Source organism: Desulfitobacterium metallireducens DSM 15288 (assembly GCF_000231405.2).
In the GTDB taxonomy this organism is placed as follows: domain Bacteria; phylum Bacillota; class Desulfitobacteriia; order Desulfitobacteriales; family Desulfitobacteriaceae; genus Desulfitobacterium_A; species Desulfitobacterium_A metallireducens.
The window spans coordinates 1,924,568-1,946,579 of the sequence record NZ_CP007032.1 but is presented as its reverse complement, the minus strand read 5'-3'; the positions used below and the strand labels follow the sequence as shown (position 1 = coordinate 1,946,579).

Here is a 22,012-nt window from a genome sequence, read left to right as displayed (position 1 = left end):
TAGGATGGGACGATATGGGATTTTCATTATTGCCTATTTCTTAGGGGCTATTCCTTTCGCCTATTTGGCAGGACGAGTTAAAAAGGTTGATGTGCGTAAGCAAGGAAGCGGCAATATGGGGACAACCAATGCCTTTCGCTTGTTAGGGGTTAAATGGGGAATTGCTGTTCTTCTTGGAGATGCGTTAAAGGGCGCCTTAGCGGCTGGTTTGGGATATAGTTTTTGGGGCCCCTGGGGAGGAATCATCGGCGGCTTGCTAGCCATGGCAGGACATAGTTGGAATCCCTTTTTCGGGTTTAAGCCGAGTGGTAAGGGAGTCGCTTCTGGCTTCGGTACAATTCTTGTCTTAATGCCAAAGATTACTCTGCTAGCGGTCATTCTTTTTATAGCCGTTGTTTATTTTACGCGGTATGTTTCCATGGGCTCCGTCGTAGGCGCTCTAACCTTATTGGTCTGTGTTTTTATTTTTCATGAGCCAACAGCGTATTGCGTGTTTGCAGTGGTTGCCTCGCTTTTAGTCGTGCTTCGGCACCGGACAAACTTTCAGCGCGTTCTGAATGGGACCGAGAATCGGTTTGGTGAGAAGAAATAGAAAGGGTGAGGGAGAATGAAGCACATCGCTGTTTATGGAGCTGGAAGTTGGGGAACCGCTTTAGCCGTCTTAATGGCAAAGTCCGGAAATTCAGTAGCATTAATTGGACGAAATGATGAAGAAATCCGGCAGATGAACGAACGTCGTGAAAATCTTCGCTACCTTCCGGGCGTTGTTTTACCTCAACCGCTCGAACCGACAACAGATTTGACACGGTGCAATGCTGACTTGCTTATCCTGAGTGTACCTTCTCATGCTGTTCGCAGTACAGCCCGTCTCTTACGCCCGAATTTGCATCCCAACACCTTGATTGTCAATACGGCTAAAGGGTTAGAAGAAGGAACTCAGAAGCGCCTTTCCCAAGTATTAAAGGAAGAATTACCCGATCATCCGATCGTCGTGCTTTCAGGCCCCAGTCATGCAGAGGAAGTCGGCCGAGATATGCCTACAACTGTAGTTGTGGCCTCAGATAATCGCGAAGCAGGAGAAAAGGTTCAAGAGCTGATGATGACTCCGAAATTTCGAGTGTATACGAATCCCGATCTGATTGGAGTTGAGCTCGGAGGAGCCTTGAAAAACGTTATTGCTTTATGTACGGGAATTGCAGAAGGTCTTGGCTTTGGAGATAACACCAAGGCGGCTTTGATGACCCGCGGACTGGCCGAAATCGCTCGCTTAGGTACAGTAATGGGCGGCAATCCTTTAACCTTTGCGGGATTATCCGGGGTAGGGGATTTGATCGTGACGTGTACTAGCTTACATAGCCGGAATCGGCGGGCCGGGGTTGCCTTAGGGCAGGGAAAACCCTTAGATCAAGTTCTTAAAGAGGTCGATATGGTCGTTGAAGGCGTGAGAACGACCAAAGTCGCCTATGAACTGAGCCTAGATCGAGGAATTAGTATGCCCATCATCGAAGAGGCCTATCGTGTGCTTTTTGAAGGCAGTGATCCCAAAGTTGCGGTTTCTAATTTGATGATGCGCGGTAAAAAGCATGAACTTGAAGAAGTCGCTCAGATCGCGCTTGCTCAAAGGACTTTAGACAAGTAACATAGGGTCATATCGCTACTTTTAAGGGTCCACTTTACAGTGAACGTAACGTTCAGTGTAGAGTGGACTCTTTTTTTGCTCTAAAAATGATTCCTCTTTTTCGATTGCTGACATATTTACGCTAAATGATCAATATACTTATACTGCGTAACGTGCTAGTCCAGTTATGTCTTGCCACTTGGAGGTGGAAGGGAGAAAAAAGGTGGGGCCCTTCCCCGGTTTTGGGACAGCACTCAATAAGGGAGGGAATTTTGTGGAAAAAATGGATATTTTTAAAGATATTGCCGAGCGCACCGGGGGCGATATCTACATCGGAGTCGTTGGGCCAGTCCGCACTGGGAAGTCCACCTTCATCAAACGTTTCATGGATCTCCTGGTCTTGCCCAATATTATGGATGTGTTTGAGCGGGAACGGGCTAATGATGAACTACCTCAAAGTGGATCGGGTAGACAGATTACAACGACGGAACCCAAGTTTATTCCATCAGATGCCGTCGAAATCTTAGTTCGTGAGAACATTCAAATGAAAGTTCGGTTAGTGGATTGTGTAGGTTATGCAGTAGAAGGAGCTATTGGTTATGAGTCTGAGGACGGGGAAGAACCCCGGTTAGTTCGGACTTCCTGGAGTGAAGAACCTATTCCGTTTCAAGAAGCTGCAGAAATCGGAACACGTAAAGTAATCACCGATCATTCTACTCTAGGAATTGTTATAACGACGGATGGGTCGATCACTGATATACCGAGAGATAATTATGTTGAAGCTGAAGAGCGCGTTATCGCAGAATTACGTCAACTAGGCAAACCCTTTGTGATCGTCTTAAATACAACAAGACCTTATGCTGAACATACGATGGAATTGGCTCGCACTTTGGAAGAGAAATATGGGGTGCCCGTAATTCCTGTGGATTGCCTAGAGATGACCAATGAAGATATCATCCAAATCTTAGAAGAAGTGCTTTATGAATTCCCGGTAGCTGAAGTGAACATTGAAATTCCGAAGTGGGTTGAAGAACTCGATCCAAGTCATCCTGTTCGTGCAGCTTTTGAAGAGGCTGTGCGCCAATCTATAGAAGGAATTCGCCGCGTCCGGGACATTGATCAAGCCCTTGATAAATTGACAGAATGTCCCCAAGCTCAAGATGTTCTGCTAAAACAGATGGAGCTTGGAACGGGAGTCGCAGATATTGAGATGACTGCAATTGAGGGGCTATTCAAGGATGTTCTCGAAGAAATGACAGGAGTCGCAGTTGAAGGAGAGCATACGCTTCTGCGCTTAATCATGGATTACAGTAAGGCGAAGAAAGAATGGGATAAGCTGGCTCCTGCTATTGAAGAAGTACGGGTTAATGGTTATGGGGTTGTAACGCCTGTTCTTGAAGAAATGTTTCTTGAAGAGCCCGAACTAGTTAAGTCGGGAGGACACTATGGAATTAAGCTCAAAGCGAGTGCCCCTTCCTTGCATATCCTCCGGGCGGATGTGACCACCGAAATCACGCCGCTAATCGGAACGGAAAAACAAGCGGAAGAACTCGTACGCTATATTCTTGATGAATTCGAATCCGATCCGAAGAAAGTGTGGGAATCGAATATCTTTGGTAAATCACTCCATGATTTAGTTCGTGAAGGAGTGCAAAACAAACTTTATCGGATGCCAGAGAATGCTCAACATAAACTTCAGGATACGTTGCAACGGATCGTAAATGATGGCAACGGCGGGCTCATTTGTATTATCATTTAAGAGAAGGTAACGCAACCTCGCATCATTCGTGCTGCGGGGTTGTGACTTTTATAGAAGGTAAGTTTTCTTTATTGCTTATTCACAGCCGTTTGCTTATACTTATTCTAGATTCGAAAGAAAATGGGAGAGAGCGCATATGGCTAATCGCAATAAAGATTTTTTAATGGTAAGCAAGGATATATTACCTGATGCTATCGTAAAAACGGCTCAGGCCAAAGAATTGTTAGCCAAAGGGGATTGCGCTACCGTTAATGATGCAGCTGAAAGGGCCGGTATCAGCCGCAGTGCTTTTTATAAGTATAAGGACGGAGTTTTTCCTTTTTATGAGGTGAGCAAAGAACGAATTATTACGATCTCTTTGATTCTTGAAAATATAGCAGGTGTGTTATCCAATACCTTAAATTTTATTGCAAGCTTTCGGGGTAATGTTTTAACTATTAATCAAGGTATCCCGTTGCAAGGAATAGCTAATGTTTCAATTGCGTTTGATACAGCGGATATGGTGGATACGCCTGAGCATTTATTAGTCGGTTTGAGCGAGATAGAAGGAGTACGTAAGATTGAGGTTATCGGTCAGAACTAAAATTTTACTTGCATTTTCTTTTTGGGTATGTTAACTTATATAAGTCCCTTCTGTAAGGGATAGTTAATATGTCGGGGCGTGGCTCAGCTTGGTAGAGCGCTACCTTGGGGTGGTAGAGGTCGCAAGTTCAAATCTTGTCGCTCCGACCAATTGTATATTAAGGCGTTTGGCCTTTCCTGATAGAATAAAAAAGTCTCTCTTCGGAGAGGCTTTTTTATTCTATCAGGAAAGTATAAGTTTCTATCGGTTGATAGTATAAGTGCAACCAGCGACTTTCTTTCCTCCTACGCTGCATGACTTATTCGTGGCAGGATAAGGCGGTTAAGCTATCACTTTAGCGCTAGCCAAGCCTTCTTTATTATCCGCAAGCTGTTAAGCTGTTGAAACAGCTTGCTTTTTATTTCTGGTCTACCGTGAGCAAGGTTCGGGAGTAATCATTTTAATGGTCAATTTCGTAACATTCAATCGAATAAAAGATAGCGCCTCATCAGAGAAGCGCTAGGTATAAATTATAACTCATTTCTAGATTGGGGAGATAGGAATTACGACTTGTCTTTACCCTTCAGGGACCTTTCTTTATGCTCTAACCATTCTATGACGTCTGCTTTGGCATAGACTTTTTTGCCATTGGCGTAGGGAACATGTGTAGGAAATCCCGAGGTATTCGTCAGTTCGTAGATCCGGTTCGTTCCGACTTTAAGATATGTCTTAAGGATTTTGATATCGACATAGTCGGGTAAATCTTCAAATTTGAGGTATCGGTTTTCAGTCTCGTCTTTTAAGGTGTTGAGGGTTTCCAGGAGTTCGGCGGATAAGGTTTTAACTTCGGAGACCAGTGCTTGGGCAGTTTGGAACTCCTTTTGTAGCTCAGTATAAATTAAATCCCTGTTCATAATTTGAGCGAGAAGGTGTTGTTCATCTATCGCAAGGTGTTGCTCATTTATCGCAGGAAGCATGCGGTAAACCTCTCCTTTCTAGATTAAAACGTTTTTAAAACGTCCATCCTTTAACCAGGGTTTCGTTATTTGGATCTTCTTCCTCCTCGGAAAAGCTCAGGGCTTGCTCCTCTTCGTGGGTCAGATCGTCCTGCTGGATTAGAGGATTCTCTTGGAGCTTTTTTATATCCTGGTCCTCGAAAAGGCTGGGCTGCACGGGAGTAATTTCAACAACGACATCTTCATTCGGCATGAATTGTTTTAACTCGAGGAGATTTTCATTGGTCAAATCGATTTCCTCGAGAATGACGCGGATGGATTGAGCCCAGCCGTCACTGAGTACTCTATTCACGATCTCGATTTTTTTGATACGCGCTTTAAAATCTGCTTTTCTCATGGTTTCCTCCTTATTTTTAACCTATTGCTTAGGACGTTAAGTGATCTTGAACAGAAGTTTTGACCAGGGACTGTTTATTCAGCAAAAGGGGATCGCCGTTGGCTTGGTCCGCTGAAGTTAATGATTTCCAAAGTGGAACGCAGGCGGTCGATGACCCGCTCGGCATACACACCGCGCAGCTGTGCAGTGGAAAGATTGGTCGTGATAACGATCGAGCGGCAGCGGTTGTAGCGTTCAGCGATGATGGAGTCGACTTTGGTTAATACCCAGCCTTCGGTATGTTCTGCGCCCAGGTCGTCAAGCACGAGCAAGGGCGTATCGCGAATTTGTTGCTCGAATCTAGCCCATTGATTCATGCTTTTTGCTTTGAGTGTAAATATATTATCAAGTAGGCCGGACATGGTCAGAAACAAGCCCTCACCTCCGTGGTCAAGGTATTCTCTAAGAACGGCTACAGCTAGGGTGGTCTTCATTGTCCCGACAGCACCTTTTAGGAGAAGTCCACGGCCTGCCTTGATATTTTCTTCTAAGTGTGCGGCATAGGCTTTGATCTGGCGGTATTGGTTCTGAAGGTTCTGCGGAATCTCAATTTCTTCGATCTGTCCAAAGCTGGAGCTGAGAAAACGCTGATGAATTCCGCAGCGTGTCAGGGTCTTGAACAGGGCCTGCAGTTTCAAGGGGCAAGTCGTTTCTGATTGATCACAGTATCCGGGATGACCTGTGAGTTCGACCAGGCAACTTTGGCTGGGGCTGCAGTTTGCTCGGGCTGCCCGGGTTGATCGGGTTGCGCTAAAGGGTATTGGGTTCGTTGGCCCAGTCGACTTCGTCAGGGTGATAACCGGGTTTAGCTTGGACATTGCGTTTCCTTCCTTCTGGGCTTCTTTTTGAGCGGGGCTTCGCTTGCTCACGTTTGACCTCCTCGATTGAGGTTAGACCGGAACGCGACCAATTTTTTAAAATTCCTCCGACATAGGCAAGGGTGTGCTTGTCTTGCAGTGAGGCGAGGGAGAGGGCTTCCTTGATCAGATCCTCCGAAAAGGATTTTTGCCAATAGACAAGCTGTTTTATTTCATTCGGGGAAAGAGGCCTTCCAAATTCATTTGCAAAATCGGCGGCAACCTTAACTACAACATTAATATTCTTAATATTATTCTCTTTATCATTATTAATAGAGTTCTTGTCTGTGCTGGAAGCCTTGGTGTTGTAAGGCTGAGGATTGCTCACGACTCCTGTGGGAGTAGTCGGTCGGCTACTCTGGGAGGAGTTGTGGGCTACTGTAGGCGTACTCGTGCGACGACTGGACGAGGAGGTGTCGACTCCTGTAAGAGGAGTCGGTTGGTTCCGTATCTCATGGATTTTGGTTCGGGGAAAGGGAGTCGACCTCTTTTGCTCAGTCTCGTTTTCGGCTCTTGCGGGAGGAGTCAATCGGTTTTTCACAGTACAGTCGTCAACAGGTGGGGGAGGAAGGGGTGAGCTAGTCTCGGTTGCTTCTTGAGTCGTCGTGAGTTCTGAGGAAGCATAGGTGAGGGCTTGATATTCGGACCAGTTCACGACCTTAGCCTTGATCCCCTTGAATCGTTGGGATTGGAGCGTAAGATACCCATGCTGTTCAAGGTATTTCAACGCTGCCGATACGGTACTATTGCTTACTTTTTTATCGACTTCTCCCAAATTCTCGCGGATACTCTGATAACTGAGCCATAGCTCACCAATCGCGAGATTGCGCTTGAGGTCGGGGTAGGGAGCAGCCTCGAGCAGACAATAGATCCATAGCTTGAAGGCCGTCCCAGGCATCTTCAAGTGCCCGTTGTCAATCAATTTGCGCCAAAGTTTGATCCAACCTGCCACTATACCGACCTCCTGTTTGTCACTCGGGCCATACCATCTCTACCTGTTGGTCAAATTGCTTCCGAGCAATCCTCTCGAGGGCTTGCGCTCGGCGAAAGATGGCTTTTGCCCTCGGTTTAAGGTGGCGAGTGGCGACTTCCAGATCCTCTTGATCCTGTATGATAAAGTAGCCGCCGTCGTGGCCAGTGGAACTGCCAATGGGGAAACCCTGATCGACGACCAGACTGTAAATGATCACGCGCAACAAGCGGTCATCGAGATGCGTGACCGCGGCTAAGCTTCGCCTGCTAATCGCTTTTTGGTGCCCGAGGGGAATCGAGTCCAGAACCACTTGTTCACGGGGAGATAAAGGGGGTGCTTCCTGTTGAGCCATTGTCAATCACTCCTTTCCTTAGAGGGTGAGGGAGTACGCTAAGAGTGAGGGCATCTCTTAGTGGTACCGGATCAGAGTATGAATTATCCAATCGGAAGTCCACGGACTGAGCCGTCTTCCACCCAGAACATCTTGACTCCGGGCAGGTCGGGATTTTGAGGCGGGACAGTGCCTACTGTGGTAAAGACGACGATTTGGTCAAAGTCGTCAGCGGTGTCCAGAAGCATTTCCGCGAGCAGGTCACGGTTATCCTGATCCAGCATGTCCGCCTCATCGATCGCTAAAAAACGGATTCCGGCTGCTTGGCTAAAGACTGCGCTGAGGGCGATACCGACCCGCAGTTGTTCTGATTTGGAAAGAAGCCTGAGGGGCAGAGTGGGACCCCCGTTAGCACAGCAAAGCAGCGTCATCTCGGGAGAGAAGCTGAGGTGGTAAGTCCCGACCGTAAGGCACCCCAGCCGGTTATTGACTTGCTCAACAAAGGTATTGAGGATTCCGCTCAGCAGGTCTTTTCTGAGCCCGTCCGGTCCGAGCGCTTTGACTAGAACTTCGAGGTCAGCAAGGTTAAGGGTTAGCGTTTCCAAGTCGTGCTGCAGGGAGGCCTGGCGCGAAGAGAGGATCTGAGCTTCGTGATATTGGACAAGCGTATTTTCCCTCTGAGTGAGGGTGCTTTCCAGCTGGGCGAGGTCCTCAAGGAAATAGGGATCTTCTTCAGGAAGGTTTTTCACTTCGGTTTTTAGGTCCTCAAGACTTGCTTCCAGGGTCTTGATCAAATAGTGCTGAGTGTTTAATTCGGTTTGAAGAAAAAGAATTCGCTTGGAATGAGCACGGCTTTTTTCAAGGCTTGTCCTTAAGATCTTCAATTGGTGGGAAGTGTCTTGAATCGATGCTTCCTGGAGGGCAAGCTCTTGGCTGGTTATGTTATGTTCGTTTTGCAGACTCTCTAAAACGGCCTTCACTTGGGCTTGGGTAAGACTGCAGGGTAAAAGATCCGGGGCGAGTGGACAGCGACGTTCTTCGCAGGCGAGTGACTGAGCAGCTTGATTAAGGGTATTGAGCTTGCTTTGGGAAGCTGCGGCAACCGTCTTGGCTTGGTCAAGTGTATTCTGGAGGTTGGTTTCCATGGGGTTAGAGGTTGTTTCAGCCTTTACCGAATCGGGGTGACTTTCCAACTCTTGAGTTAGGCTTTGGGCTATATCCTGAGCCTCAGTCAATTTTTCCTGGGTGGCTGGGATTTTTTCGAGTAAGGTCTGCCGTCGGAGCTGGATTTCGCGAAGAGCGCCACAGACTTTAAGCCCTTCGTCTCGTCTTGCTTTTAGCTCGGCGAGTTGGCCTTTAGCCTCTTCTAAATCCAGAGGCATACTCGGAGCGCGCCAACTCTGACTCAATTCAGCTAAGGCTGCTTCGACCTGTTGTTTAGCCTTTTTATGCTCTTTGCGTTCTTCTCGAGCGCGCTTTTCCATTGCTTCAAAGATTTCGGGTCCGCCGGCGATTCCCGAGGGATAGTATTTTTTAGCTTTTGCAGCCAAGCGGCGAGCTTCTTCCGGATTGAAGCGTTCTTTGACCAGCCAATCGTGGAGTTTCTCGACGACTTCCTCCACAGTCCAGGAAAGGCCGTAGGCTGAAAAGAGAAAGGCGCGCTGTTCGGCTTGGCTCATGGACAAGAAGGCAGTGGCGTTGAGTGCTGCCTGCAGACGAGGTTCCTCGACGCCAAGGTGGTTTTGAAGCTTTGCCTGTCCTTCATTCACTCCGGAAGCTTGTCCCACCTGCAACGTGTGGGGAGGAAGGGAGCGGAGGACCGTTCCTAGTCCTTCGACTTCCAGTGCCACAGTAGTGCGTTTTTCACCTTGGCGAATGAGGTCGGAAGCACCACGGCCGGCTTTGTCGGTCCACAGGCACCTCCCGGTTAAGCCCCACTCCAGAGCGGCCAGAAGGGAGCTTTTGCCGGCGTTGTTGTGACCGAGGAAGAAGTTGAGGCGGTCAAGGTCGATCGTGGTCTCTTGATGGTTGCGGAAATTTTCTAGATGGAGGCGATTGATCTTCAAAAGAGTTGCCTCCTTTGTCTGCCCGTGGAACCGGCAGAGGTGTTTAGTCGAGAGGTTTCCGGTATAGACCCGGTCACCCGGTTAGGAGGAATCACAGTCATGTCCGTAAGTCCTGCTTCCGTGGAAAATCGCGCCTTCCCAGGAAGACTCGCCTCAGCCGAAAAATCTGTATTCCCAGTAAAACCCGCCTTTTCAGTAAATCCTGTCTTTGGAGACGGTCCAGTGTCTCCGGCTATGTTTTGATTATCAAAGCCCATTTCCTCGAAAGGGGTCAAGGCGACATCAAAGGCGCGGCGCAGCGCAAAAACTTCGGCGGTCTTGGTGAGCATGGCCTGAGGATGTGTTTTCCAAACGCCCTTGGCCTCGCGCACATATTCGGACAGGTAGACTCGGTAGCGGAAAGGCCGGCTCATATCCTTGCGGTAAACGACCGCTTCGGCCCATTCACCTAAGTCATCCTTGCCCTGGATTGTTTCTAGGCCATCGAGCATGCCGGACGTGTGAGCTACATGCAGCAAGCCGTCGCGGGTTACGTAGGCATTATAGTGTTTTTGTCCTTGCCCGGTGGTTTCGTCTCTATCCTTGGTGGCGAGGAGGACCAGGTGTTTGAGAAGCGGGTCAAAGCCATATTTTTGACAGAGGGCCAGGGCCAAAGCAACATCATCGTCCGGGATGCCAGCATAGATCTTGCGCCGGGCCAGTTCTCCGACAATATCGTCGGGACTAGGGATCGGGCTGCCATCTTGAGCCGGTATAGGGTTGGGAGTTATCGCCATTTAACTTGCCACCTCCGTATCGTAGAAAAGATTGATTTGGTCGCTTCCCTGTGCCACATTCAACCAAGAGTAATGGCCGGATTGGTTGGAATACGGATAGTCCTGGCTGGCTGGCGTTACGTTTTGCCCGAAACCCTCCGCAAGCAGATGTTGGACCAGTGTCACGCTCTGCATAAGGGTCAGGCCGTGAGAGTTCACGGCGATATGGACATTCTCTAGGCCGCAGTGCTCCAAGGATTTCTTGAAAAGCGCTAAGGCTTCATTAACGGAATAATCATGATCTGACATTGAATTTCTCTCCTCTCTTGGGAACCTATTTTCTTAAAAGGGAGTTTACTAAGGGGTGTACCAGGGGGTTACGAGGACATTTACATCGCTATGTTTTTGGGTGCAGCCCTCTTACTTGGGCGAATCGTCATAGCTCGATTGACTCGAACTAAGCGAATCGCTTACATTTGGGGCTAAAAAAAACTCGGTCACCTCGATTTCGACCGCATCGGCGATGGCCTGCAGCGTTTCGAGCGCTGGAGAGCGTTTGTTGTTTTCGATCATGGATAGGTACCAGGGCGATATTTTTGCCTTCCTTGCGATATAGTAGGCTTTAAGCCCCCTGTCTTCCCGGGCCTTTTTAACAAGGCTGCCTGAGAACATGGAATCACCTCCTTTATGCGAAACGCTTACTTACATAACTATTTTATATAAGCGCATTGCGCATGTCAATAAAATATTTAGCGTTTCGCTTATGAATGTTTAAAACTAGTAAGCGTTATGCTATATTATAGAGGGGTGATAATTTAATGGAAAATAACAAGCTACTGGCGAAGCGAATTAAAGAAGAGCGGGAAAAGCGGGGGTGGACTCAAGAGTACATGGCGAATCTCTTGGAGATTAAGATCGGGACCTTGTCCGGTTATGAACGAAGTTACCGCACTCCTGATCTCGAGATGACGATGAAGATTGCGAACCTTTTAGGTGTTTCCGTGGATTACCTGTTGGGACGTGAAGAAGGCGATAATCTTCCCTGGTGGGAGAAGGGTAACCCGCCGGCCCCTCTTGAATTGGAGCAGTTTATTCGCAACCAGCCGAACTTGCGGCTATTTGGCGACCCCATGAATGAGGATGTTAAAGACGATATTATGTTGGCTTTGCGGACAGCTTGGGAAGTCTTAAAAAACGAGCGAGCCAAGAAACAGCCGGAAAGCTAGGTGATATCTCGCATGTCATACCAAAAGGCCCTGGAACTTGCCCGAAGCGGCATGAAACCGATGGATATCGCCGCTTACTTAGGTGTTAAGGTTATTTTTTTACCGCTAAAAGCGCTCAAGGGGATTGCGATGTCCTTGGGAACGCATAAAATAATCCAGATCGATGAAGGCTTGACCGAAATTGAGACGCAGCTTGTATGTGGCCACGAATTAGGCCATTTTTTATTTCATACGGAAGCTAATTTTATGTTCATTATGGAAAAGACCCAATTTTACCCTAAGCAGGAATATCAGGCGAATCTCTTTGCGTGTCAATTGGTCCTGGGGGAAAAGGCAGGGGAGTATAAAACACAGCTTAAAGAAGCAGCTTCCAGCCGCAGCCTGAAAGAGATGGTCGATACGCTTTCCTGCATCGCTTGTGAAGAGGGCGAGGGGTATGGGGCGTGAGGGGTAATTAGGTCATTAGCAGTGACCGAGGTTGTGGAGAATAAGGGCATTCTTATTGGCCCTCCTAGGTCGGGGAAGACACTCTTAGCTAAGGCTTATGCAGGGATTCTTCCGCTCTTAAGTCGCAGCGAAAGTTTAGAAGTAACTCAACTCTATAGTATAGCAGGGTTACTAGGCCATAGTGGAAGTCTCATCACGAGCCGACCGTTTCGACAACCTCATCACTCGGCAACGATGGTAGCAATTCTATAAAGAGTGGATATTCTTTAATAATTTAATGAGTGTAAGAGCTATTTTATTTAAAGAAGGCTTTTAAAATGGAACATTCTATTACAATTTAATATAGACGGAAGATAGTACCCTTAGTTCTATTATGTTATTTAATCAAGAAAAAAAGAAGGCGCTCATCTGGCACCTTCTTTTCTAAAAATCTTGGAATGCTACTTAATTAGTTACTTAATTAGTTTAATGTCTCTTCTCTTAACATACTCATAACCTCCATTATTAAATTCTTGTTTCTACATACTATGTAAGGGTAACCTTGTTAATGAATTAATTTATTGAATGAAACAACATAGCCTGCACCAGGTAATGTCCATTGATTGAAATGGAATTCCACGTTATATAATGTATTCTGCTTAACTTCGAAAGTTCCTGCTAAATCCGATCCCATAAAATAAAAAGGTGCAAATCCATTCATCTGGAGTGACCATTCTTGCTGTTCTTTTCCAATGAGATATACTTGATGACTTAGCTTCTTGCAAGGTAATAAGTTTTTCTGTGTTTGGGAGAAATCACTAATCGGCACTTCGTATTCATATTCAAGCGTTATAGTATGTTTTTCACATTCTTGCAGATTCATTTTAAAAGCTAAGCAGTAATTGTATATATTTGATGATCTTAAGGGAAGAGAATATCCTGATAGATATTCCTTTGCTTTTTCCGTAAGGTCAGTCGTATTTATTTTAAATGCTGTAATTTTTAACTTATCCAGTTTTTCTTCTTCAGGAATTTTTTCATCAAAGGCCATACTAAGTCTAAAATCTATCCGGTTTTTTTGTTTATATTTGTTAATAACTGTGTATTGTTTCCTAACTTTCTTTTGAAAAACACCTCTTTCCGAGTCAGGTGTAACCCAGTAAACCGCCTCGTCTGAATCAAGATACCGACTTTCTATTAAATCATTTAAATTCTTCTCTAATGAGTATATTGAATTCGGAATTTGATCAATTGGCACTTTAGTATGTTTCTGAGCAATGATTTTAATGTGGAAGTCATCTAATACCTTATATGAATAACTGTCTAACTGAAAATCGGCACGAAGTATATCATTAACAAGTCGCTTATACGTATGTAGCATATTATCTTTAATTGTACTTAGTTCTAACAAGAGTGAAATTATTCCAGATGAAATAAGCACTCCACTTAATAGTTTCAATACTTCTACAAGTGTTCTACTAAACTCAATCCATGATCTTTCTAAAAAGGGATCTTCTGTTTTAATTTGAGGAATTAAGCCAGTTATAAAAGTTAGCAAAAAATAAAAGATTAAGCCACCAATTGCGAGGGCCCATGATAATTGTTTTGTACTAAGACTAAAATTAGGCGTGTTTTTTAACATGTTTACTCTGGGAGTTTCTCTTTGAACCGCTGACAAATTTTTCCCCTCCTTTTTTTAACGGTATTCGACACACTTGGTGACTTTCCTTCAAACCCTTGGGGAGAGTTTCACCTTTTCAAGTCGTTCGGCTAATTTAGCAAGGTATCTCCGAACATCTTGAGAATTATTCAAACGTCTTGACATTGATATACACCCCTCGCCTGAAAACCCCTCATCCCTTGATAATGGTTTGATGAGGGGTTTTTTAGTTACTGTTTATTAGTCCTCTTTGTGTCGGTTCTCTAATTGCTCAAGGTCTTTCTTGAATTTCTCAACCCGTTCTTTTGCTAAAGTCTCAGGGTAATAGGTTTTAAGAATACTTTTCATCAGCCCCTCTTTTAGTTGGTTCTGCTCTTCCTTCTTGTCTTGGTATTTAATGCTCTCTCGAATAAAGTCTAAAATAGCTTCCTCGCTGATTCGGTAGTTCCGCCCTATTTTCAAGGCGGATAACTTCCCTGAGTCAATCCAATGCCATACGGTTGAATAATTTACATTCAAAACCTCGGCAACGTGTGAAACCTTGTAAAATCGCTGGCTCATGGTCTTACCTCCTGTGTGTTTTTTTGTATAAAAAAAGAGATAACCCCGCTTGAAGTTATCCCCATTGTTTTTAATTATTTATCCCCTCACTTTAACCCCTCATAGAGCGTCAAAATGCAAGTGATTTTATTGATTATTATTGATTTATATTGAATTTACCCCCCTATATACTGTCCCGCTTTAGAATCCTAAACGCAAGTGATCCCTACAAAGACGTAATTTTTAGCTCCTCTCTACTATCTTGCTTGGTGGAATACCCTGGATAAATTGGGAAGGATAATTAAGAAATTAGTCGAATCCCTCTAAACAAGGAGGATTTTTTGTTTGTAGCTGTCTATGGAATGGCCGTTTCCGGGATTCAAGCACATATCATTCGTATTGAAGTGGATGTATCGAACGGACTGCCTGTTTTTGATATGGTTGGGTTGCCTGCAACCGCCGTTCGGGAATCTCGCGTGTGAATGTCAACGAATTTTTACCGCGTGACAGCGAATTAGTTTACCAGCAATGATCTAACTTTTTGACAGTGAAAAAGTTTACCACACAGCTTCTAAAGATAGGGAAACACTTAAGCAAGTATTTCTCTTAATGCTAATTACTCTTGTCGTAATACTCAGCCCTGTAGGGCTGATCAGAATTTATGTTTAATACATGGGATCTGAACGTTAACCGATCAATACGAGCGGTGACCATTGTGAGATTTTTAAACATTGTGACCCAATCTGAGAATTTCAGGTTTGTTGAAACGATTACGCTTCGACGTTCAGCTCTGTCAGCAATAACTTTGAATAATAACTCCGATTGATTGCTTAAATTCATGTGACACAGTGCTACGATAATATACGAAAGTCGCCCTAACTGCTGTTCGGCAGAAAGGGCATTTTTATGCAATCTTTTGTTTATGCTCTATACTAAGATTGAAAAATTCACTTTTGCGTGATATGCTGTATTAGTATCAGCTTACAGATTTAATGGAGGTGTGATATGGCAGTCAGTTATAAAAACCTTTTCCATTTATTGATAGAAAAAGATATGACGAACGCACAGTTGATGCAGGAAGCAGGATTTTCTGCTAATATAATCACACGATTAAAACGGAATGGTTATATTTCGCTCGATAGTGTGGAAAGTATCTGCCGTGTTTTAAATTGTGGTGTGGACGATATTTTGGAATTTATACCAGAAGACGGAGGAAAAGAGAATGATTGATACAAAGAAAGAACAAGAGCGTGATGAACTGCATCGTGCGATATGGGCAATCGCTGATGAACTGCGTGGTGCTGTAGATGGATGGGACTTCAAAAACTATGTTCTCGGCACTATGTTTTATAGATATATTTCCGAAAACCTGTGTAGCTATATCAACAGTGGTGAAGCAGAGGCAGGCAACACAGAGTTTGACTTTGCAAAAATGTCTGACGATGAAGCGGAAGAAGCACGGGACGGTTTGATCGAGGAAAAAGGCTTTTTCATCCTGCCTAGTGAACTGTTCTGCAATGTCAGAGCAAAGGCTGCGAACGATGAAAATCTGAATGAAACACTGGAAAAGGTGTTCCGTCACATTGAGGAATCCGCAAAGGGCAGCGATGCAGAGAGCGATTTTGCAGGGCTGTTTGATGATTTTGATGTGAACAGCAATAAACTTGGTTCTACGGTTGCCAAAAGAAATGAAAAACTAGTAAAACTGTTAAACGGTGTTGGTGAAATGAACCTTGGCGAAGTCAAAGATCACTCGATTGATGCCTTTGGCGATGCTTACGAATATCTCATGTCTATGTATGCCTCCAACGCAGGAAAATCCGGTGGGGAGTTTTATACACCGGCAGATGTTTCCGAACTGCTGACCAGATTAGGAATTGTGGGCAAAACAGAAATCAACAAGGTCTATGATCCTGCTTGTGGTTCCGGTTCTCTGTTGCTGAAAGCAGAAAAAATCTTGGGAAAAGATGCTATCCGCAACGGTTTCTATGGACAGGAAATCAATATCACCACCTACAACCTTTGCCGCATCAATATGTTCTTGCACGACATTGGCTTTGATAAATTTAATGTTGCTTGTGAGGATACTCTAACAGCACCACAGCACTGGGACGATGAGCCATTTGAATTGATTGTTTCTAATCCGCCTTACTCTATCAAGTGGGCAGGTGATGAAAACCCACTGCTCATCAATGACCCTCGTTTTGCTCCTGCCGGAGTGCTTGCGCCAAAGAGCAAAGCTGACCTTGCCTTTATCATGCACAGTCTTTCATGGCTTGCACCTAATGGCACAGCTGCGATTGTTTGTTTCCCCGGCATTATGTACCGTGGCGGAGCAGAGCAGAAGATTCGTAAGTATCTAGTTGATAACAACTATGTGGACTGCATAATCCAGTTGCCGAGCAACCTGTTCTTTGGCACCTCTATTGCCACCTGTATCATGGTAATGAAGAAAAACAAGAATGACAACAAGACACTGTTTATTGATGCTTCTAACGAGTGCATCAAGGTGACAAATAACAATAAGCTGACTACGGACAATATCGAGCATATAGTAGACATATTTGCAAATCGTGAGGAAGTGGAACACTTATCCCATCTTGCCAGCTATGAAGAAATCACAGAAAACGATTATAACTTATCTGTTTCTACATATGTAGAAACTGAGGATACCCGTGAAAAAGTGGACATTGTAAAGCTGAATGCAGAGGTTGAAGAAATCGTAATGCATGAGGATGAACTGCGTGAAGCGATTCGCAACATCATCGAAGAAATCGAGGTGGGCGAATGAGTAAGTTGGAGGAATTGATAGAGGAATTTTGTCCGGATGGGGTGGAATATAAAACTTTTGGAGAACTAGCTACTATTTTGCGTGGTGCATCTCCAAGACCAATTAAGAATTTCATAACTTCTGATGAAGATGGAGTGAATTGGATTAAAATTGGTGATGTAGCTATTGGGAGCAAATATGTCACTCATGCAAATGAAAAAATAACAGCTAAAGGTGCAGAAAAATCAAGAAAGGTAAAAAAAGGCGATTTTATTCTTTCTAATTCTATGAGTTTCGGACGCCCCTATATTTTAGCAATTGATGGCTGCATTCACGATGGTTGGCTTGCTATAAGTGATTTTAATGATACTTTTGTCACAGATTTTCTATATTATCTTTTAAATTCCACAGCTGTTCAGCAGGAAATGGCTAAAAGGGCATCTTTTGGTGGTGCTGTTCAAAATCTTAATGCAGATAGTGTAAAGTCTTTAATGTTACCCGTTCCCCCTTTACCAGTCCAGCGTGAAATTGTCCGTATTCTGGACAATTTCACTGAGCTTACAGCCGAGCTTACAGCCGAGCTTACAGCCGAGCTTATAGCGAGAAAAAGACAGTATGAGTATTATAGAAATCAATTGTTGGCTTGCCATTGCGAATACATAAATTTTAAACGGTGTTGTATTATGTCACGTGGTGAATACATAACAAAAAAGGATTCTAAAGTTGGAAATATACCAGTGATTTTAGGCGGGCAAGAACCTGCATACTATATCGACCACCCAAATCATATGGGAAAAGCCATTGTCATTTCAAGAAGCGGTGCGTCTGCTGGATTTGTTTCTTATTGGGATGAACCAATATTTGTAACAGATGGTTTTATTATTGAAGCAACAGAAAATAATAATATCCGATTTCTATATTACTATTTTAAAAATTTGCAACCTGTGCTAAATAAATCAAAACGTGGTGCAGGAGTTCCCCATATCACTGGTGAAACCATAAGCTCTATTACACTGCCAGCGTTATCCCTTGAAGAACAAAGCCGCATTGTTGCCATTCTTGACCGCTTCGACGCCCTTTGCAACGACATTTCCACAGGACTACCTGCTGAAATCGAAGCCCGCAAAAAACAATACGAATATTATCGTGATAAATTATTAACCTTTAAAGAACTTTCATAGAAAGGAGGCGAACCGTGTGCCTTATTTCAATATCGTTGCTCAGACAAATGAAAATACGGTAGTCACAGAATATGAGCCTGTCAAGACACGTTCTGACAGCTACCAGAGTGAAGCAGCATTGGAAAAGGAATTCATTCGCCTGCTTTGTGAACAGGGCTATGAGTATCTGCAAATCCATACGGAAAAGGATCTAATTAGCAATCTCCGCAGAGAACTGGAGGGACTGAATAACTATCAGTTTTCCGATACGGAATGGGAACAGTTCTTTTCAAATGCTGTTGCCAATCCAAATGAGCATATTGTGGAAAAGACCCGTAAGATACAGGAGGACTTTGTCCAAGTGCTTAAGAGGGATGATGGCACTTCCAAGAACATCACCCTCATCGATAAAAATAATATCCACAACAACTGTCTGCAGGTTATTAACCAGTATGTCATCGGCACAGCAGATGGTGCAAAATATGACAATCGCTATGATGTGACCGTGCTTGTCAACGGTCTGCCATTGGTACATATTGAACTGAAGCGACGTGGGGTTGCTATCCGTGAGGCATTTAATCAGATCAACCGCTATCAGCGTGACTCATTTTGGGCAGGCTGTGGTCTGTTTGAATATGTGCAGATCTTTGTGATCTCCAACGGGACAAACACAAAGTATTATTCCAACAGTACCCGTTTCAATGCCATCAAGGATGCGAATTCCGGCAAGACCAAAAAAGGAAAGACGAGCAACAGTTTTGAGTTCACTTCCTTTTGGGCAGATGCCAATAACCGTGTGATTCCAGACTTGATTGATTTCACAAAGACATTTTTCGCCAAACACTCGCTGCTGAATGTTCTGACCAAGTATTGTATTTTCACATCGGAAAATATGCTGATGGTCATGCGCCCCTATCAGATTACTGCTACAGAGCGAATCTTAAACAGAATCGAAATTGCAAATAACTATAAAAAATATGGCAGTGTGGCAGGTGGCGGATATATCTGGCACACTACTGGCTCTGGCAAAACACTGACCTCCTTTAAGACGGCAAGACTGGCTTCTCAGCTGCCTTACATTGACAAGGTGCTGTTTGTGGTAGACCGTAAGGATTTGGACTACCAGACCATGAAGGAATATGACCGCTTTGAAAAAGGTGCTGCCAACAGCAACACCTCCACGGCAATTCTGAAAAAACAGTTAGAAAATCCAAATGCACACATCATCATTACTACGATTCAGAAACTGGCATCTTTCATAAAGAAATACAAAGGGCATGAAGTGTTTGATAAACACGTAGTCATTATTTTTGATGAATGCCACCGCAGCCAGTTTGGGGATATGCATACCGCAATCGTCAAGAATTTCAAAAAGTATCATCTGTTCGGATTTACCGGGACACCTATTTTTGCGGCTAACTCAGGTGCATCGAAAAATCCGCAGTTTTTTACAACAGCGCAGACCTTTGGCGACCAACTTCACACTTATACGATTGTGGATGCCATCAATGACAAGAATGTACTTCCTTTCCGAGTGGATTACATCAAGACAATGGATACCGATGAAAAGATTGATGACGAAATGGTGTGGGACATCAACCGGGAAAAGGCTATGATGGCACCGCAGCGTATCGCCCTTGTGACGAAATATATTCTGGAGCATTTTGACCAGAAGACCTACCGTGGGGACAAGACCTATATTTTCAATTCTCTCACAAATATCGCTGCGGTTGCTTCTGCCGAAAGAGGTGCTGTAGAGGAAATCAAACAGAAACAACGTCTCAGCGGATTCAATTCCATTTTTGCCGTGGCATCCGTGCCGATGGCAAAGCTGTATTATCAAGAATTCCAAAAGCAGATGGCAGCTGACCCAACACGAAAACTGCGTGTGGCTACCATTTTCAGCTATGGTGCAAACGAGGAAGAAACGGATGGTATATTAGACGAGGAAAATTCAGAGGACACTTCTGCCCTTGACCAGAACTCCCGTGATTTCCTTGAGGCAGCTATCCGTGACTATAATGAAATGTTCCATACGAACTATGATACATCCAGTGACAAATTCCAGAACTACTATAAAGATGTATCCCTGCGTATGAAGAACAAAGAACTGGATTTGCTGATTGTAGTCAATATGTTCCTCACAGGCTTTGATGCCACCACGCTGAACACGCTGTGGGTGGACAAAAATTTGAAAATGCATGGACTGATTCAGGCTTTCTCAAGAACAAACCGCATACTGAACTCTATCAAGACCTTTGGCAATATTGTATGTTTCCGCAATCTGCAAAAGCGTGTAGACAGTGCCATATCCCTCTTTGGGGATAAGAATGCCGGAGGAATCGTTCTGCTCCAGAGTTTTAAGGACTACTACTACGGATATATTTCCGTGGATGATAAGCCAATGCCTGGATATGTGGATATGATGGAGGAACTGAATGATAAGTTCCCGCTTACAGAGCCACAGATTATTGGGGAGCAGAACCAGAAGGATTTTATAGCCTTGTTAGGTGCAATCCTTCGTATGCGAAATCTCCTTGTCTCCTTTGATGAATTTAAGGACAAGGAATTGATTACCGAACGTGACTTGCAGGATTATCTTGGCAGGTATCAGGATTTGCGTGATGAATGGAAACGCAAGCGTGAAGCCGGAGAAAGCACGGATATTATTGATGATATTGTGTTTGAAGTGGAACTGATCAAGCAGATAGAAATTAATATCGATTATATTCTGATGCTTGTTAAGAAGTACCATGATACCCATTGCGAGGACAAGGAAGTTCTGATTACCATCAAGAAAGCAATTGATGCCAGCCCAGAACTCCGTAGTAAGAAACAGCTGATTGAAACATTTATTGCAGGTATCAATGATGCAGATGATGTAATGTCTGAGTGGCACGATTATGTTGTAAAACAGCGTGAAGAAGAATTAGAAACAATTATCACAGAAGAAAAGCTGAAGCCGGAAGATACACGCAAATTCCTCGATAACGCATTCCGTGATGGTGAAATCAAGACTGCTGGGACGGATATCGATAAGATTATGCCTCCTGTTTCCCGATTTGGTGGCGGTGGCAGAGCCAAGAAAAAGCAGGGTGTTATTGATAGGCTGAAGGCATTCTTTGAGAAGTATTTTGGCATTGGCGGTTCTGCATCGTTTACAGAGCCGGAAGGTGAACCAGTGGTATTTGAATCTGTCACACAAAGTAATCTGTCAATGGTGGCAGAGAATCCATCCCAATATGGTTCGGATAATTAATTTAAAGACCTCAAGACATTAAAATAGCCGGCAACCGCCGGCTATTTTAATCATTTCTAAGGAGAGTCACTTCTTATCCTCTGGATCGCGAAATTCTATCCCATAATAAGCGCAGATTCCTTTGGCATGAGCACGAGCCAGATTTTTTCGGAATATCGGATTCCCAAGCTTTTGGGCATCCTTCGGATGATCGATAAATCCGTTTTCGGTTAATACTGCCGGCATATCGGTATTGACCAATACGTAAAAACGCCTGTTGGTTTTAACACCACGATTTGGCCAGGAACCTTCCTGAGATAAATAGGGAAGCAGTACCGTGGCCATTATTTCTGCCTGCCCGCCGGGTAAAACGTATATCTCTGTCCCAGTTCCGCCTCCCGCATTGATGTGAATCGACAGGAACAAGTCCGCTCCGGCCTTATTGGCTATATTGCACCGAGCTTGCAAGGACTGCTTTTCGGTTTGATGCGGTCCGTGAACAACGTCTCCTTCTCGGGTCAATATAACTGTAAAGCCGTTATATTCAAGTAAGGTTTTTAAGTGTAGAGCAATATCCAAGGTAAGATCCTGCTCGCGCAGGCTGTTTCCTTCGGCACCGGCATCGGCTCCTGAGTTGTTGTGTCCGGGATCAATACAAATAATCGGCAAGGGTTTCACC

23 protein-coding genes, 1 tRNA gene and 2 pseudogenes are annotated in these 22,012 nt (G+C 44.5%); 13 read left to right on the top strand and 13 right to left on the bottom strand.

What is annotated here, in order from left to right; all coding sequences use genetic code 11:
• Window positions 1-4: 4 nt before the first annotated feature.
• The 5 genes from plsY (at window position 5) to DESME_RS09300 (ending at window position 4,109) form a co-directional block, all read left to right on the top strand.
• Window positions 5-592 carry a glycerol-3-phosphate 1-O-acyltransferase PlsY gene (gene plsY / locus DESME_RS09320; protein ID WP_006716197.1) on the top strand — a complete coding sequence of 196 codons (588 nt, stop codon included), beginning with the start codon at window positions 5-7 and terminating at the stop codon, window positions 590-592.
• A 15-nt stretch (window positions 593-607) separates the two neighbouring features.
• On the top strand, window positions 608-1,639 hold the full coding sequence (locus DESME_RS09315; protein WP_006716198.1) for an NAD(P)H-dependent glycerol-3-phosphate dehydrogenase: 1,032 nt from the start codon (window positions 608-610) through the stop codon (window positions 1,637-1,639).
• 253 nt (window positions 1,640-1,892) lie between these two features.
• Window positions 1,893-3,377, top strand: a complete 1,485-nt coding sequence (gene spoIVA, locus DESME_RS09310; RefSeq protein WP_025248749.1) for a stage IV sporulation protein A — start codon at window positions 1,893-1,895, stop codon at window positions 3,375-3,377.
• 136 nt (window positions 3,378-3,513) lie between these two features.
• Entirely contained in the window at window positions 3,514-3,960 is a 447-nt protein-coding gene (locus DESME_RS09305) for an ACT domain-containing protein (protein WP_006716200.1), read from the top strand.
• Between the two features lie 72 nt (window positions 3,961-4,032).
• Window positions 4,033-4,109: transfer RNA gene (locus DESME_RS09300), tRNA-Pro, on the top strand.
• Between the two features lie 393 nt (window positions 4,110-4,502).
• Here DESME_RS09300 and DESME_RS09295 read toward each other — a convergent pair.
• The 9 genes from DESME_RS09295 to DESME_RS09255 all read right to left on the bottom strand — a co-directional run bounded on the left by DESME_RS09295 (window position 4,503) and on the right by DESME_RS09255 (window position 10,985).
• On the bottom strand, window positions 4,503-4,916 hold the full coding sequence (locus DESME_RS09295; RefSeq protein WP_006716201.1) for a hypothetical protein: 414 nt from the start codon (window positions 4,914-4,916) through the stop codon (window positions 4,503-4,505).
• Window positions 4,917-4,950: 34 nt separating this feature from the next.
• Window positions 4,951-5,292, bottom strand: a complete 342-nt coding sequence (locus tag DESME_RS16290; protein ID WP_006716202.1) for a hypothetical protein — start codon at window positions 5,290-5,292, stop codon at window positions 4,951-4,953.
• A 74-nt stretch (window positions 5,293-5,366) separates the two neighbouring features.
• Window positions 5,367-5,969 carry an ATP-binding protein gene (locus DESME_RS09285; protein WP_006716203.1) on the bottom strand — a complete coding sequence of 201 codons (603 nt, stop codon included), beginning with the start codon at window positions 5,967-5,969 and terminating at the stop codon, window positions 5,367-5,369.
• A gap of 112 nt (window positions 5,970-6,081) precedes the next feature.
• Entirely contained in the window at window positions 6,082-7,140 is a 1,059-nt protein-coding gene (locus DESME_RS15405; protein WP_006716204.1) for a DnaD domain protein, read from the bottom strand.
• 19 nt (window positions 7,141-7,159) lie between these two features.
• The gene (locus tag DESME_RS09275) at window positions 7,160-7,513 is read right to left on the bottom strand and encodes a hypothetical protein (protein ID WP_006716205.1); all 354 of its coding nucleotides are present in this window, start codon (window positions 7,511-7,513) and stop codon (window positions 7,160-7,162) included.
• Between the two features lie 83 nt (window positions 7,514-7,596).
• A complete protein-coding gene (locus tag DESME_RS09270; protein WP_006716206.1) occupies window positions 7,597-9,558 on the bottom strand; it encodes an AAA family ATPase in 1,962 nt (653 codons plus the stop codon).
• Window positions 9,555-10,334, bottom strand: coding sequence for a recombinase RecT (locus DESME_RS15400; RefSeq protein WP_006716207.1), 780 nt, complete (start codon window positions 10,332-10,334; stop codon window positions 9,555-9,557). The genes DESME_RS09270 and DESME_RS15400 overlap by 4 nt, the downstream gene beginning before the upstream one ends.
• Complete coding sequence (locus tag DESME_RS09260; RefSeq protein WP_006716208.1) at window positions 10,335-10,622, bottom strand: hypothetical protein; 288 nt, start codon at window positions 10,620-10,622, stop codon at window positions 10,335-10,337.
• A 111-nt stretch (window positions 10,623-10,733) separates the two neighbouring features.
• Complete coding sequence (locus tag DESME_RS09255; protein WP_006716209.1) at window positions 10,734-10,985, bottom strand: helix-turn-helix domain-containing protein; 252 nt, start codon at window positions 10,983-10,985, stop codon at window positions 10,734-10,736.
• Between the two features lie 146 nt (window positions 10,986-11,131).
• Between DESME_RS09255 and DESME_RS15395 the strand changes: the two genes are divergently transcribed.
• The 3 genes and pseudogenes from DESME_RS15395 to DESME_RS09240 form a co-directional block, all read left to right on the top strand.
• Window positions 11,132-11,539 carry a helix-turn-helix domain-containing protein gene (locus DESME_RS15395; protein WP_006716210.1) on the top strand — a complete coding sequence of 136 codons (408 nt, stop codon included), beginning with the start codon at window positions 11,132-11,134 and terminating at the stop codon, window positions 11,537-11,539.
• A gap of 12 nt (window positions 11,540-11,551) precedes the next feature.
• Window positions 11,552-11,986: an ImmA/IrrE family metallo-endopeptidase gene (locus DESME_RS09245; RefSeq protein ID WP_006716211.1), complete on the top strand. Its 435-nt coding sequence runs from the start codon at window positions 11,552-11,554 to the stop codon at window positions 11,984-11,986.
• 9 nt (window positions 11,987-11,995) lie between these two features.
• Window positions 11,996-12,235 (top strand): annotated as a pseudogene (locus DESME_RS09240) (ATP-binding protein); the annotation flags it as partial.
• Window positions 12,236-12,530: 295 nt separating this feature from the next.
• Here the strand turns inward: DESME_RS09240 and DESME_RS09235 are convergent.
• Together DESME_RS09235 and DESME_RS09230 are read right to left on the bottom strand one after the other, a co-directional pair.
• The gene (locus tag DESME_RS09235) at window positions 12,531-13,643 is read right to left on the bottom strand and encodes a hypothetical protein (RefSeq protein WP_006716213.1); all 1,113 of its coding nucleotides are present in this window, start codon (window positions 13,641-13,643) and stop codon (window positions 12,531-12,533) included.
• A 222-nt stretch (window positions 13,644-13,865) separates the two neighbouring features.
• A complete protein-coding gene (locus DESME_RS09230; RefSeq protein ID WP_006716214.1) occupies window positions 13,866-14,186 on the bottom strand; it encodes a helix-turn-helix domain-containing protein in 321 nt (106 codons plus the stop codon).
• A 320-nt stretch (window positions 14,187-14,506) separates the two neighbouring features.
• Here DESME_RS09230 and DESME_RS15705 point away from each other — a divergent pair.
• A pseudogene (locus tag DESME_RS15705) lies at window positions 14,507-14,641 on the top strand (competence protein ComM); the annotation flags it as partial.
• A gap of 136 nt (window positions 14,642-14,777) precedes the next feature.
• Here DESME_RS15705 and DESME_RS16445 read toward each other — a convergent pair.
• A complete protein-coding gene (locus DESME_RS16445) occupies window positions 14,778-15,005 on the bottom strand; it encodes an ATP-binding protein (RefSeq protein WP_084553227.1) in 228 nt (75 codons plus the stop codon).
• A 165-nt stretch (window positions 15,006-15,170) separates the two neighbouring features.
• On the opposite strand from DESME_RS16445, the gene DESME_RS09225 reads away from it, so the two are divergent.
• Genes DESME_RS09225 through DESME_RS09210 form a run of 4 tightly spaced genes read left to right on the top strand, consistent with a single transcriptional unit; the run spans window position 15,171 to window position 21,354 of the window.
• Window positions 15,171-15,395 (top strand): helix-turn-helix domain-containing protein, encoded by a 225-nt coding sequence (locus tag DESME_RS09225; RefSeq protein ID WP_006716216.1) that lies wholly within the window; start codon window positions 15,171-15,173, stop codon window positions 15,393-15,395.
• Window positions 15,388-16,956, top strand: a complete 1,569-nt coding sequence (locus DESME_RS09220) for a type I restriction-modification system subunit M (protein ID WP_006716217.1) — start codon at window positions 15,388-15,390, stop codon at window positions 16,954-16,956. The genes DESME_RS09225 and DESME_RS09220 overlap by 8 nt, the downstream gene beginning before the upstream one ends.
• On the top strand, window positions 16,953-18,116 hold the full coding sequence (locus tag DESME_RS09215) for a restriction endonuclease subunit S (protein ID WP_006716218.1): 1,164 nt from the start codon (window positions 16,953-16,955) through the stop codon (window positions 18,114-18,116). The genes DESME_RS09220 and DESME_RS09215 overlap by 4 nt, the downstream gene beginning before the upstream one ends.
• A gap of 16 nt (window positions 18,117-18,132) precedes the next feature.
• Window positions 18,133-21,354, top strand: coding sequence for a type I restriction endonuclease subunit R (locus tag DESME_RS09210; RefSeq protein WP_006716219.1), 3,222 nt, complete (start codon window positions 18,133-18,135; stop codon window positions 21,352-21,354).
• A 66-nt stretch (window positions 21,355-21,420) separates the two neighbouring features.
• On the opposite strand, the gene DESME_RS09205 is transcribed toward DESME_RS09210, so the two are convergent.
• Entirely contained in the window at window positions 21,421-22,011 is a 591-nt protein-coding gene (locus DESME_RS09205; RefSeq protein ID WP_167998837.1) for an N-acetylmuramoyl-L-alanine amidase, read from the bottom strand.
• Between the last annotated feature and the right edge of the window lies 1 nt (window position 22,012).

Bases quoted from the DNA above. Each gene is read 5' to 3' on its own strand.
- plsY (WP_006716197.1), top strand. From the start codon at position 5: ATGGGACGATATGGGATTTTCATTATTGCCTATTTCTTAGGGGCTATT.
- DESME_RS09315 (WP_006716198.1), top strand. From the start codon at position 608: ATGAAGCACATCGCTGTTTATGGAGCTGGAAGTTGGGGAACCGCTTTA.
- DESME_RS09305 (WP_006716200.1), top strand. From the start codon at position 3,514: ATGGCTAATCGCAATAAAGATTTTTTAATGGTAAGCAAGGATATATTA.
- DESME_RS09295 (WP_006716201.1), bottom strand. From the start codon at position 4,916: ATGCTTCCTGCGATAAATGAGCAACACCTTGCGATAGATGAACAACAC.
- DESME_RS16290 (WP_006716202.1), bottom strand. From the start codon at position 5,292: ATGAGAAAAGCAGATTTTAAAGCGCGTATCAAAAAAATCGAGATCGTG.
- DESME_RS09275 (WP_006716205.1), bottom strand. From the start codon at position 7,513: ATGGCTCAACAGGAAGCACCCCCTTTATCTCCCCGTGAACAAGTGGTT.
- DESME_RS15400 (WP_006716207.1), bottom strand. From the start codon at position 10,334: ATGGCGATAACTCCCAACCCTATACCGGCTCAAGATGGCAGCCCGATC.
- DESME_RS09260 (WP_006716208.1), bottom strand. From the start codon at position 10,622: ATGTCAGATCATGATTATTCCGTTAATGAAGCCTTAGCGCTTTTCAAG.
- DESME_RS09255 (WP_006716209.1), bottom strand. From the start codon at position 10,985: ATGTTCTCAGGCAGCCTTGTTAAAAAGGCCCGGGAAGACAGGGGGCTT.
- DESME_RS15395 (WP_006716210.1), top strand. From the start codon at position 11,132: ATGGAAAATAACAAGCTACTGGCGAAGCGAATTAAAGAAGAGCGGGAA.
- DESME_RS09245 (WP_006716211.1), top strand. From the start codon at position 11,552: ATGTCATACCAAAAGGCCCTGGAACTTGCCCGAAGCGGCATGAAACCG.
- DESME_RS09230 (WP_006716214.1), bottom strand. From the start codon at position 14,186: ATGAGCCAGCGATTTTACAAGGTTTCACACGTTGCCGAGGTTTTGAAT.
- DESME_RS16445 (WP_084553227.1), bottom strand. From the start codon at position 15,005: ATGAATTTAAGCAATCAATCGGAGTTATTATTCAAAGTTATTGCTGAC.
- DESME_RS09225 (WP_006716216.1), top strand. From the start codon at position 15,171: ATGGCAGTCAGTTATAAAAACCTTTTCCATTTATTGATAGAAAAAGAT.
- DESME_RS09220 (WP_006716217.1), top strand. From the start codon at position 15,388: ATGATTGATACAAAGAAAGAACAAGAGCGTGATGAACTGCATCGTGCG.
- DESME_RS09215 (WP_006716218.1), top strand. From the start codon at position 16,953: ATGAGTAAGTTGGAGGAATTGATAGAGGAATTTTGTCCGGATGGGGTG.